We start from the raw sequence: 12,503 nt of genomic DNA on the forward strand, positions 1-12,503 counted from the left end.
TTTCACATACACGCGCATATTTACCCCCACTGTTCGAAATATCGAGCGATGTTCGGGTTTTCGGCTGGCAAACTTCAAGTCAGATGGCGAGAACTGACCAGGGCCCGGCCGAGATCCGGGCCCCGGTCTCCAAGGAACGGGTCAGTTGACCCGGGCGATCTGCCAGAGTTCGTCGTCGGCTCCGTTGTCCGCCGACTGGACGATCAGCGCGCCGTTGGCGGTGGAGGCCGAGGCGACGTCCGCCACCAGGCCGCTGCCGACGTTGACGAGCTTGAAGTAGCCGTTGCCGGCGTCCGTGAGCGTCCACTTCTGGCCGTTCGCGGTGGACGACGAGTTCTGGACGACGGCCGCGCCGGCCGAGGTCGAACCGTTGTTGTCGAGGAACAGACCGCTGTTGACGTTCTTCACGGTCCACGCCCCGCCGCTCTGCGCCGTGAAGGTCCACAGCTGGCAGTTGTTGGCGGTGTTCACCCACTGGCCGGCCTGCTTGCCCACCGTGGTGGACGCGCCGGGGATCTCCAGGAACTTGCCGCTGTTCTTGTTGATCAGGCGGTACTGGCCGGTGGCCAGGTTCGGCAGGGCGGTCTGGGTGAGGTTCCAGCGCTGGCAGGCGCAGCCGGTGTTGTCCCACTGTCCCGCGGCGGTGCCGACGGTGGTGGAGGCGCTGGGGATCTCCAGGTACTTACCGCTGTTGCGGTTGGTGGCGGTGAAGCCGCCCGCCGGGTTCGGGGCGACGGCCCACTCGTGGTCGAGGGTGCCGTTGTCGTCCCACTGCAGGACCTTGGCGCCGTTGGCGGTGGAGGCGTTCTGCACGCCCAGGAGCTTGCCGCTGGCCACGTTGAAGATCTTGAAGTAGCCCGACGGCTGCTGGACGAACTTCCACTGCTGGTCGGTGGCGTTGTCGGCGTTCTGCTGGGTGGCGAAGGTGCCGTTGGTGGTGGTGCCGCCGACGATGGTCAGCATCAGGTGGCTGTTGGCGTTGGACATGGTGTAGGTGGCACCGTCGGAGATGCCGCCGCCCAGGTCGATGGTGCCGTAGGTGACCGGGTTCTTGACGGTGTTGCTGACCACGCCCGCGCTGAAGATCTCCAGGCTGTGGCCGTCGGCGAGGGGGACCATGCCGCGGCTGTAGCCGCGGGGGACGGTGGAGGCGATGCGCGTCCAGGCGCCCGCCGCGCCGTTCTGCGTGTTCAGGAAGAGGTCGGTGGTGCTCTGGCCGCTGACCACCAGGGTGCCGTTGGGACCGCCGGTGGGAAGCCAGGTGATGAACGGCGCGCTGGTGGGCACGTACCCGTCGGTGGACCTCAGGACGGTGCCGGTGACGGAGCCGAACGCCTCGGGGTTGGAGGAGATCTTGTAGTAGACCGCGAAGTTGCCTTCGGGTGCGCCCCCGTACTCGTACGTCATCACGTAGTTGCCGTTGGGCAGTTGCGCGACGACCGGCATGCCGGGGCGGTCGGTGTAGGTCGGCATGGCAACGTCGTCCACGACCGAGGACCAGGTGATGCCGTCGGTGGTGGTCTGGTGGACGATCTTCTGGGCGTGGTTGGGGTCACGCTGGTCGGAGTAGTACACGATCAGCTTGGAGCCGGACACCATCAGGAACGGCTCCCACACCGGGGTCTCGCCGTTGGTGACGTCGGCCCTGCCGCCCTGGGCGATGCTGCTGACGAACGACCAGGTCATGCCGTGGTCGGTGCTGGCGTACAGGTCCAGCTCGGTCGAGGACAGGTCGTTCGGGATGGAGTTGCCCGCGGCGAGGATCGTGCCGGCCGGGAAGTTGCCGATCTGCGTGGGCAGTTCGTACAGCTGCGGCTGGTAGCGCATGCCGAAGCCGTTGTGGGTGTCGGAGATGCTGGAGATCTGCGTCCAGCTGTTGCCGTTGTCGGTGCTGCGGTAGATCGGGAAGACGGGGGTGCCGGAGCTGTACTGCTCGAACGTGGCGAGCATGGTGCCGTTGGACGATCCGCTGTACTGCAGGCGCAGGCCGCGCGGGTAGAGCGCGCCGGGCGACGGGGCGGTCGACGGTGAGGTGTACATCGTCTGGGTCGCGCGCGAGATCGCGTGCGCCTGGCCGGAGGCGGGCAGGACGAGGGCGACGGCGGCTGCGAGCAGGGCCAGCAGCAGCGTGATCGCCTGGGGTCGGGGTACGGCGCGGTGTCTGGCGCCTTCCCTGGTGGTGGACATGGCGGCTCCCAAGGAATGTCCGGGAAGAGGGGGTGGTGCGGGGCCCGCCGCTCCGGGGGGAGAAACAAGGGGGTGGGGAGCGGCGGGTGTCCGAGGGGTGTGTCAGCCGGCGCGGCGCAGCCGGATGACGTTCCAGGAGACGGGCGGCAGGCTCGCGGTGAGCCGTCCGTCGGTGACGGAACCGGTGCCGGCCTCGTTCGGGCGCACGCGGTCGGGGTCGTCCTGGGTGTTGGTGGCGCGGAGGTCGGGGTCGCTCAGCACCGAGTGCTCCACGGGGACGTAGCCGGGGAACGCCCGCAGGTCGAGGGCGAGTTCGACGTTCTCGCTCTGATGCCGGTTGACGGCGAAGACGGTGAGCTCGTCGGCCCCGTCGGCGCCGGCGAGGTGCGTGGCGACGGCGTCGACGACGGGGACCTCGCCGTACCGCTTTGTCTCGTACACCGGCGCGACCGGTTCGGTCCGCAGGACGGTGCCGCGGGCGTGGCGGGCCGCCTGGGCGAAGGGGTGGAAGGTGGTCTGCCGCCAGCTCGGGCCGCCGGGCTCGCTGCGGATGGGCGCGATGACGTTGACCAACTGGGCGAGGCAGGCCGCGGTGACGCGGTCGCTGTGCCGCAGCAGGCTGATCAGCAGCCCGCCGACCACGACGGCGTCGGCGACGTTGTACTCGTCCTCGATGACCCGGGGGGCCACGGCCCAGTCGGTGGGCTTGTCCTGGGACTCGAAGCGGGACAGGTACCAGACGTTCCACTCGTCGAAGGAGAGGTTGATCCGCTTCTTCTGCCGCAGCTTGGCTCGGACGTGGTCGGCGGTGGAGACCACGGACTCCACGAAGTGGTCCATGTCGACGCCGGAGGCCAGGAAGCTGCCGAGGTCGCCGTCGAGCTCCTCGTAGTAGGCGTGGCAGGAGATGTAGTCGACCTGCTCGTAGGCCTCTTCCAGGACGGTGGCCTCCCAGGAGCCGAAGGTCGGCATCGAGGAGCTGGAGCTGCCGCAGGCGATCAGTTCCAGTCCGGGGTCGACCATGCGCATGGCCCGGCCGGTCTCGGCGGCGATGCGGCCGTACTCCCGGGCCGTCTTGTGGCCGGTCTGCCAGGGGCCGTCCATCTCGTTGCCCAGGCACCACATGCGGATGCCGAAGGGGTCGGGGGCGCCGTTCCTGATCCGCTGGTCGGACCAGGCGGTGCCGCCCGGGTGGTTGCAGTACTCGAGCAGGTCCAGGGCCTCCTGTACCCCCCGGGTTCCGAGGTTGACGGCCATCATCGGCTCGACGCCGGCCTTCTGGGCCCAGCGGTGGAACTCGTGCAGGCCGAAGGCGTTGGTCTCGGTGCTGTGCCAGGCGAGGTCCAGGCGGGTGGGGCGGTCGGCGACCGGGCCGACGCTGTCCTCCCAGCGGAAGCCGGAGACGAAGTTGCCGCCCGGGTAGCGCACGGTGGTCACGCCCAGCTCGCGCACCAGGTCCAGGACGTCCCGGCGCAGGCCGTCCTCGTCGGCCAGCGGGTGGCCGGGCTCGTAGATGCCGGTATAGACGCAGCGGCCCATGTGCTCGACGAACGAGCCGAAGGTACGGGGACTCACGTCGGCGACGCGGAAGGCGGGGTCGACGGTCAGGGAGGCGTGCAGCATGAAGGTCGCTCCGGGAGGTGCGCGAGAAGAAGAAGAGGAAAGCAGGGCTACTTGAGGCTTCCGACGGTCAGACCGCCGCGCCAGTACCGCTGCAGGAGCAGGAAGGCGACGATCAGCGGGAGGATCGCCACGAGAGAACCCGCGATGACGAGGGTGAACAGCGCGTTGGCGCCGGACTGGATCAGCGCTCCCTGGTACCAGGACTGCAGGCCGACGGTGAGCGGGAACAGCTTGTCGTTGTTCAGCATCACCAGCGGCAGGAAGAAGTTGTTCCAGGTGCCGACCATGGAGAACAGCAGCACGGTCACCAGCGCGGGCTTCAGCGTCGGCAGCGCCACGTTGAACAGCACCCGCATCTCGCCGGCGCCGTCCACGCGGGCGGCCTCCAGCAGTTCGTCCGGCAGGGACTCCTGCACGTACACCCGCACCAGGTAGACGCCGAACGGGTTGAGCAGCGAGGGCAGGATGACCGCCCACATGGTGTTGGTCAGCGCCACCTTGCTCAGCAGCAGGTAGGTGGGGATGGCCAGCGCGGTCGCCGGGACCATGATGGCGCCGAGCAGGCTGGAGAAGAGCAGGTTCCGGCCGGGGAAGCGGTACTTGGCGAAGGCGTACCCGGCGAAGGTCGCGACCGTGGTGGCACCGACACCGCTGACGCCGGCGTAGATCGCGGTGTTGCCCATCCAGCGCAGGTACTCGCCGTCGTCGTACGTGAACAGCTGCTGGAGGTTGTCGAGAAAGGAGGCCGGCGAGTGGAACCAGAGGGCGGCGGTGGAGAACAGCGCGTCGTTGTTCTTCGTGGCCGCGACGGCCAGCCACCAGAACGGCAGCAGGAAGTACAGGATCATCGCCACCATCACCGCGTTGACGGTGACGCGTCCTCGGGCGGAGGACGTACGGCGGGGCGCCCGGGCGGCGGCGACGGTGGGAACGGGGGCAGCGGCGGTGGTCACTTCAGTCCGCTCCTTTTACGCGTGGCGAACAGGAAGAGGTAGGAGCCGATGAAGACCACCGCTCCGAGCGAGAAGGAGATGGCGGCGGAGTAGTTGAACTCCGAGTACTGGAAGGCGAGGTTGTAGGCGTACAGGTTGGGCGTGTAGTCCGGGGTGATCACCGAGGAGGCGGTCGGCTCCAGCACGCGCGGCTCGGTGAAGAACTGCAGGGTGCCGATGATGGTGAACATCAGGGTGAGGACGATCGCCGAGGAGATCATCGGGACCTTGATGCGCAGGGCCGTCTGGAGCTGCCCGGCGCCGTCCAGCTTGGCCGCCTCGTACACCTCGCGGGGCAGGCCCTGGAGGGCGGCGTACAGGACGATCATGTTGTAGCCGGTCCACTGCCAGGTCACGATGTTGCCGAGCGAGGACAGCATCAGGCCGTGCCCCAGCAGGTCGACCGTCCCCAGGCCGAGCGCGTTGCTCAGGGAGTTCACCGGGCCGAAGGTGGGGCTGTACAGGAAGCCCCACATCAGCGCGCCGATCACCGCGGGCACGGCGTACGGCATGAACAGCGTCATCCGGAACACCTTGGCGAGGCGGCTGGTGACCTCGTCGATGATCAGCGCCCCGAGCAGGGCGAGCCCCAGCATGACGGGGATCTGCACCACGCCGAAGAGCACCACGCGGCGCACACCGGACAGGAAGTGCGGGTCGGTGAAGGTCTGCTGGTAGTTGGCGAACCAGCTGAAGTGGTCACCGCCCACCAGGGTGGAGGTCCTCAGGCTCAGCCAGAAGGCGTAGGCCAGCGGGGCCACCAGGAAGGCCGCGAAGAGCAGGCCGAACGGGGTGACCAGCAGGAGGCCCATGGCCTTGTGCCGGGTGCGGCCGGACAGCTTTCCGCTGCGCCGGCCCGCCTTCCGGCCGGCGGCGTGGGTGCCGCCGGCCTTGGTGACGGGTTGGTTCAGGGGTACGGCCGCCGCGGGTCCCTGCTGTCGGAGCAGGCTCATCACATCTCCTTGCGCGTCTGGCGGGCCCCCGCCGGCGGCGGGCGTACGGCGCTCGCGCGCCGCCGGCGGGGGCAGGGGGGAGTCGGGGACTCGGGCCGGTTACTGGCTGACCTTGAATCCCTGCTTGGTCGCGTAGGAGGTCACCTGCTGCTGGACGTTGTCCGCGACGGACGACCACGGGGTCTGGCCCTGGAGGGCCTTGCCCACCTCACTGGTCTCGGTGTTGTAGGAGAAGTCCTGGAACGGGCTCCAGTCGAAGGCGCCGATGCCGTTCGCGGCGGGCACGAACACCTTGTTGATCTGCTGCCCGCCGAAGAAGTCGTACTTCTTGTCCTTGAAGTACGACCCGTTGAGGATCGGGTTGGACAGCGGGAACAGGTAGGCCTGGTCGATGCCGATCTTCCACGCGGCCTCCGAGGTGCCGAACAGCTCCCGGGCGACCTCGGTGGCCTCCTTCGGGTGCTTGGTCTGGCTGGTGACCGCGAAGGTGGAACCGCCCCAGTCCCCCTGGGCGTTGCCGCCCGCTGTCCACTGCGGCAGCGGGGCAACGCGCCACTTGCCCGCGGTCTTCTTGGCGACGCTGGAGAGGTAGCCCGGACCCCAGCCGGCCGCGATGTAGGTGGCGTACTTGCCGCTGCTGAGGCCGTTGTAGAAGTCCGTGGTGGCGTACGACTGGGTGTCGACCAGCTTGTTCTTGACCAGGTCGCCCCAGTACTCGTACACCTTCTTGGCGTTGTCGTCGTTGAGCTTGACCCCGAGGTTCGGCAGCTTGCTCGCCGCGTAGGTGTAAGGGCGGGACCCGGCCTGCCACGTCAGGCCCTGGCGCCAGCCGGCGGCGGTCTGGTCGCTGCCGAAGTCGGTCAGGTACGCCTTCGGGTCGGCCTTGCGCAGCTTGGCCGCCTCCTCCTTGAACTCCGCCCAGGTCGTCGGCACCTTCAGCTTGTACTTCTTGAACAGGTCGGCCCGGTACATCATCGCCATCGGGCCGCCGTCGACCGGGATGGCGTAGACGTGGTCACCGTCGGAGACCTGCTTCCAGGCCCAGTCCACGTAGTTGCCCTTGTCGGCGTTCGCGCCGTACTTGCCCATGTCGAGCAGACCCTTGGAGAGCTGGATGGTGGGCAGCTCCTGGAACTCCAGCATGACGACGTCCGGGGCGCCCTGGCCGGCCTTCAGCGCGGTCTTCAGCTTGGTGTACTCGTCCTGGCCCACGCCCGCCTGCACCCAGTCGACCTGGACGTCCTTGTGCGTCTTGTTGAACTGGTCAACGACCTGCTTGAACTGCGGGTACCAGGCCCACACCTTGATGTGCACCGGGCCGCTGCTCGCGGCACTGCTGCCGCTGCCGCCGCCGCTTCCGCCGCCGCAGGCCGCGAGGAGCACGCCGGCGAGTGCGGCCGAGGTCGCCGCGACGGCGGTTCTGCGGACGGAACGGAGCTTGGACTTTCTGCTGGAGGACATGACGATCTCCTGGATGAGGGTGCCTGAGGGGCAGGAGGACGGAGGCACGGGGAGGTACAGCGAGGTGTGCCAAGGGGCGCCGGGCACACGGAGGTACGGCGTCGGCGGGCCGAGGGACACGGGTACGCCGGCTCGGGTGGGCAGCCCGCCGACGGATCCTGGCGGGCGGACGTCGCCGGACGCGGGAGGGTGGGCGTGCGTGACGTCGGTGAAGAAGGAGAGGCAGTTGTGGGATCAGCGCGCGGGCGCGCTCAGAGAACGCCGAGTAAAGAGTGATGCCCCATCAGGACGGGTGCGGATCCCGGCCCGTGAGAGGTTGCTGTTCCCACTGCGGCTCCTACTGGTTGGCCCCGTGAGTACTTCCGGGGCTCTCTGCTACGCTCTGCAGCGCTGCAAAAGTGTTAACCGAGAACTTGCCACGCTGCAAGAGGTAACTCCGAGGAAACTTTCAGCGCTGAAACCGACATCCGGGATGAAGGTGGCATATGTCTAAGGGCGTCACGCTCCGCGAGGTCGCGGCGCTCGCCGGCGTCTCCGCGCGGACCGTGTCCAACGTGGTCAACGGCTACGCGCCCGTGTCCGAGGCGACCCGCGAGCGGGTGCAGCGGGCCGTGGACGAGCTCGGCTACCGGCCCAACGTGCTGGCCCGCAACCTCGCCGCCGGGCGCTCGGGCCAGATCGCGGTGGTCGTGCCGTACCTGGACACGCCGTACTTCGCCGAGCTGCTGCAGGGCATCATCCGCGTCGCCCGGGTGCGGGGCTACAACGTCCTGATCGATCAGACCGACGGCGACGCGGAGCACGAGCGGCGGTTCCTCACCCGCGGTTCCCAGTCCCTGCTGTTCGACGGCGTCATCTTCAGCCCCCTGGGCCTGGCCCAGTCCGACCTGTCCGAGCGGGATGCGAGCCTGCCGCTCGTCATCCTCGGCGAGCGGGTCAGCGACGGCAGCTTCGACCACGTCGGCATCGACGACGTCACCGCCTCCATGGAGGCCACCGAGCACCTGCTCGGCCTCGGCCGGCGCCGCGTCGCCGCGATCGGCGACCAGCCCTACCGCACCGGCGAGGCGGCCCAACTGCGCACCCGCGGCTACCGCCTGGCCCACGAGCGCGCCGGCGTGCCCGTCCGGGAGGAGCTCATCATCTCCACCCCGCGCTTCAACCGTTCCGACGGCGCCACCGCCATGGCCCACCTGCTCGACCTGGAGGAACCGCCCGACGCGGTGTTCTGCTACAGCGACCTGGTGGCCCTGGGCGCCCTGCACACGCTGGCCCTCCGCGGCCTGCGCGTCCCCGAAGACGTCGCCGTCGTCGGCTACGACGACATCGAGGACGGCCGCTACTCCAATCCGCCCGTCACCACCATCTCACCGGACAAGAAGATGATCGCCGAAACGGCCGTCGAGCGCCTGCTGACCCGCATCGGCAGCACCACACCCGTCCCCGGCCTGGAAATCCGCGCCCCCCACCGACTCATCGTCCGCGCCAGCACCGTCACACGCCCCCATCCGTCGTGATCCACCCTGGCTTCCGCCCGCAGCACGTTCACACGGCCTGACGCTGTCCAGCAGTGAGCCCCTCCGGAGGCGAGCAGCCCGCCCATCGGCATGCCGGGAACTCACCTGCCGTCCACGACAATTCGAGGTCTCGCGTAGTCATGCACCGAAGCCGCGTTTATGCCGTTCTGATCGATACGCCCGAAGCCGAAACCGCCGATGCGATTGCCTTCTGGTCGGCCGCGCTCGGCGCCCCCGCCCGGCAGGTGCCCTCGGAACCGCAGTTCACCGTGCTGCATGAGGCGTTGCCCGGGATCGTCGCCGCGGTGCAGGCCGTGGACGACGCGCCGCGCTTCCACATCGACATCGAAACCGACGACGTCCAGGCCGAGACCGAGCGCCTGCTCGCTCTGGGCGCCGTGAAGACAGCGCAGTGGCTCGACTGCCACGTGCTCCGCGCACCCGGCGGCCACCCCGTGTGCGTCATTCCCGTCCACAGCGACCCGGACACCTTCAAGGCCCTCGCCCGCACCTGGCCGTGAGGCCGCCCGACGCGACAGGCCCCCGGCGGCGTGCCGGGGGCTCTGTGCGGGGTGCTGAGATGGCGTCAGGCGAGGCCGGGCCCCCGCACCGGGATGCTGGTGAACGTCGGCTGGGGGGCCGGGTCCTGGAAGAAGTCGTTGCCCTTGTCGTCGACGACGATGAACGCCGGGAAGTCCTCGACCTCGATCTTCCAGACGGCCTCCATGCCGAGCTCCTCGTACTCGACGACCTCGACCTTCTTGATGCAGTCCTGGGCGAGGCGGGCCGCCGGGCCTCCGATGGAGCCCAGGTAGAAGCCGCCGTGGGACGCGCACGCGTCCGTCACCTGCTTGCTGCGGTTGCCCTTGGCCAGCATCACCTTGGAGCCGCCCGCCGCCTGGAACTGCTCGACGTAGGAGTCCATGCGGCCGGCCGTCGTCGGGCCGAAGGAACCGGAGGCGTAACCCTCCGGCGTCTTCGCTGGACCGGCGTAGTACACCGGGTGGTCCTTCAGGTACTGCGGCATCTCCTCGCCCGCGTCCAGCCGCTCCTTGATCTTGGCGTGCGCGATGTCCCGCGCCACGACCAGCGGGCCGCTGAGCGAAAGCCGGGTCTTCACCGGGTACTTGGTGAGCTCGGCCAGGATCGCGTCCATCGGCTGGTTGAGGTCGATCTTCACCACGTCGTCGTCCGACAGGTGCTCGTCCGTGGTGTCCGGCAGGAACCGCGCCGGGTCCGTCTCCAGCTGCTCCAGGAAGACGCCCTCCGCGGTGATCTTCGCGACGGCCTGACGGTCGGCCGAGCAGGACACCGCGATCGCGACCGGGCAGGACGCGCCGTGCCGCGGCAGGCGGACCACCCGCACGTCGTGGCAGAAGTACTTGCCACCGAACTGCGCCCCGATCCCGATCTTCTGCGTCAGCTCGAAGACCTTCTCCTCCAGCTCCTTGTCGCGGAAACCGTGCCCCAGCGGCGAGCCCTCGGCGGGGATCTCGTCCAGGTAGTGCGCGGAGGCGTACTTCGCCGTCTTCAGCGCGTACTCGGCGCTGGTCCCGCCGACGACGATGGCCAGGTGGTACGGCGGGCAGGCGGCCGTACCGAGCGAACGGATCTTCTCCTCCAGGAACTTCATCATGGAGGCCTCGTTCAGTACCGCCTTCGTCTCCTGGTACAGGAACGACTTGTTGGCCGAGCCGCCACCCTTGGCCATGAAGAGGAACTTGTAGGCGCCGCCGTCGGTCGCGTACAGCTCGATCTGGGCGGGGAGATTGGAGCCGGTGTTCTTCTCCTCCCACATGGTGAGCGGAGCCATCTGCGAGTAGCGCAGGTTGAGCTTGGTGTAGGCGTCGTAGATGCCGCGGGACAGGGCTTCCTCGTCGCCGCCCTGGGTGAGCACGTTCTGCCCGCGCTTGCCCATGACGATCGCCGTGCCCGTGTCCTGGCACATGGGCAGGACACCCGCCGCCGCGATGTTCGCGTTCTTCAGCAGGTCCAGCGCCACGAACTTGTCGTTGCTCGACGCCTCGGGGTCGTCGATGATCCGCCGCAGCTGCGCCAGATGCGCGGGGCGCAGGTAGTGCTGGATGTCGTGGATGGCCTCCTCGGCCAGCTTGCGCAGCGCCTCCGGCTCCACCTTGAGGAAGGTCCGCCCGTCGGCCTCGAAGGTGGAGACACCCTCGGAGGTCACCAGCCGGTACGGGGTGGTGTCCTCTCCCATGGGGAGCAGATCGGTGTACGCGAATGCTGGGTTGGGTGGGGGGGAACTACTCGGCATGTCGCCCATTCCTCACTCGACAGACGGCTGCCGCCTCCGTTGGCGGGCGTCCATAAGCGTAGAACCTGCCTCCGGCAGCGAGCGCGTGAGGTAAGGCTCAGTCGCCCGGCCCGGGTTTTCCACAGGCATGGGGGTTCCGTGGGCAGACCTTTTCCACAGCGCGCCACGAGGGGTAGTCGCGATCTATCGCGTTTCGGTACGCTGCTGCCGTGGACCTTCCGAAGCAGACCGCGCCCGCACCCGCCGCCTCCGAGCTCCGCGCCTCCGATGCCGACCGCGACCGCGTCGCCGACATCCTGCGCGAGGCCCTCGCCGAGGGCCGCCTGACCGCCGACGAGCACGCCGAGCGGGTCGAGGGGGTGCTGAGCGCCAAGACGGTCGGCGAACTGGACGTGTTCATACGCGACCTGCCCGCCGCGCACCAGGGACGTGCCGCCGCCTCCGCCCCCCACCGCCCCGCCACCGGCGCGCTTCCGGCCGACCCCGACGACAACGTGGTGGCGGTCTTCAGCAGCGCCGTCCGCAAGGGCCGTTGGCGCGCGGGACGCCGAATCCACGCGTACGCGATCTTCGGCAGTGTCGAGATAGACCTCAGCGAGGCACTCTTCGAGTACCAGCAGGTCGTGATCAAGACGGTCTCCGTCTTCGGCAGCGTGGACATCCGCGTCCCGGAGAACGTGTCGCTGCACGGCATGGGCGGCGGTGTGCTCGGCAGCTTCGAGGTGCGCACCCTCGACTCGGGCGAACCCCAGGCCCCCGTGGTCTACGTGGACGGCTGGGCCGTGCTGGGCAGCGTCGAGGCGCGGCCCAAGCGGGGCAAGCTCGTCGCGGACATTCTCGATCGTGTGCAGTACAAGGTCGATCGCGTGCAGCGCAAGGTCGACAGGGGTTTGCGCAAACAGTTGGATCTTTGACGGTTGCGAATTCGACCACGTCGGCAGGCGCTCGTCACCTCGGCGGAACGGTGATGCTCACCCGCAGACCGGGTGGTCCGGGACTGAGTGCATAGGCGCACGCACAGCGGGTAAGCCTTGCTGCATCGTCTCTCGCTCGCGAAGCCGTCGTCAGGAGTAGACCGTGCTGCAACCGCCGCATTCGTCCCTGCAGGTAGCTGCCGTTCCGGCCCAGCGGGTGCCAGCGCGAGACAGGGACCAAGACGCCCCGTGGCACACCGAGGCGGTGTGCCGGCGCGATGAGGCCGGCCTGTTCTTCGCCCCCTCCAAAGAGCCCACCGCTGCCCGGCTGTCCCGCGAGGAGGCGGCCAAACGCGTCTGTGCGCGCTGCCCGGTCATGGTCGAGTGCCGCGAGCACGCGCTGCTGCAGCCCGAGCCGTACGGCGTCTGGGGCGGCCTCACCGCCGCCGAACGCCGTGTCGTCCTGGCCCGGCGGCGCCGCCGCGAGCTGGAGCTGAAGAAGGCGGCCCGGGCGGCGGGCCGTATAGCAGCGGCCGGTTAGTGCGCACGCGACAGTGGCGCCCCCGCCGCACCGGGGGCGC

At 68.9% G+C, this 12,503-nt stretch carries 10 protein-coding genes; 4 read left to right on the forward strand and 6 right to left on the reverse strand.

The features are described from left to right. Positions 1-141: 141 nt before the first annotated feature. The 5 genes from NW895_RS10630 to NW895_RS10650 form a co-directional block, all read right to left on the reverse strand. Complete coding sequence (locus NW895_RS10630) at positions 142-2,187, reverse strand: RICIN domain-containing protein (protein ID WP_289935156.1); 2,046 nt, start codon at positions 2,185-2,187, stop codon at positions 142-144. A 102-nt stretch (positions 2,188-2,289) separates the two neighbouring features. Next, positions 2,290-3,810: an alpha-N-arabinofuranosidase gene (locus tag NW895_RS10635; RefSeq protein ID WP_289935157.1), complete on the reverse strand. Its 1,521-nt coding sequence runs from the start codon at positions 3,808-3,810 to the stop codon at positions 2,290-2,292. A gap of 47 nt (positions 3,811-3,857) precedes the next feature. After that, positions 3,858-4,763 (reverse strand): carbohydrate ABC transporter permease, encoded by a 906-nt coding sequence (locus NW895_RS10640; protein WP_289935158.1) that lies wholly within the window; start codon positions 4,761-4,763, stop codon positions 3,858-3,860. Then, positions 4,760-5,755 carry a sugar ABC transporter permease gene (locus NW895_RS10645; protein ID WP_289935159.1) on the reverse strand — a complete coding sequence of 332 codons (996 nt, stop codon included), beginning with the start codon at positions 5,753-5,755 and terminating at the stop codon, positions 4,760-4,762. Before NW895_RS10645 ends, NW895_RS10640 begins: the two co-directional genes overlap by 4 nt. Positions 5,756-5,854: 99 nt before the next feature. Beyond that, positions 5,855-7,216: an extracellular solute-binding protein gene (locus NW895_RS10650; protein WP_289935160.1), complete on the reverse strand. Its 1,362-nt coding sequence runs from the start codon at positions 7,214-7,216 to the stop codon at positions 5,855-5,857. A gap of 485 nt (positions 7,217-7,701) precedes the next feature. Here NW895_RS10650 and NW895_RS10655 point away from each other — a divergent pair, with 485 nt between their 5' ends. Both NW895_RS10655 and NW895_RS10660 read left to right on the forward strand, forming a co-directional pair. Continuing rightward, a complete protein-coding gene (locus tag NW895_RS10655; protein ID WP_289935161.1) occupies positions 7,702-8,733 on the forward strand; it encodes a LacI family DNA-binding transcriptional regulator in 1,032 nt (343 codons plus the stop codon). A gap of 140 nt (positions 8,734-8,873) precedes the next feature. Continuing rightward, a complete protein-coding gene (locus tag NW895_RS10660; protein WP_289935162.1) occupies positions 8,874-9,254 on the forward strand; it encodes a VOC family protein in 381 nt (126 codons plus the stop codon). Between the two features lie 65 nt (positions 9,255-9,319). Here the strand turns inward: NW895_RS10660 and NW895_RS10665 are convergent, their stop codons facing one another. Beyond that, a complete protein-coding gene (locus NW895_RS10665; RefSeq protein ID WP_289935163.1) occupies positions 9,320-11,008 on the reverse strand; it encodes a fumarate hydratase in 1,689 nt (562 codons plus the stop codon). Positions 11,009-11,217: 209 nt separating this feature from the next. On the opposite strand from NW895_RS10665, the gene NW895_RS10670 reads away from it, so the two are divergent. After that, a complete protein-coding gene (locus tag NW895_RS10670) occupies positions 11,218-11,922 on the forward strand; it encodes a DUF1707 domain-containing protein (RefSeq protein WP_289935164.1) in 705 nt (234 codons plus the stop codon). A 163-nt stretch (positions 11,923-12,085) separates the two neighbouring features. Further along, a complete protein-coding gene (locus NW895_RS10675; protein WP_289935165.1) occupies positions 12,086-12,463 on the forward strand; it encodes a WhiB family transcriptional regulator in 378 nt (125 codons plus the stop codon). Positions 12,464-12,503 lie beyond the last annotated feature (40 nt).

Source organism: Streptomyces sp. S.PNR 29 (genome assembly GCF_030386795.1).
Classification (GTDB): Bacteria; Actinomycetota; Actinomycetes; order Streptomycetales; family Streptomycetaceae; genus Streptomyces.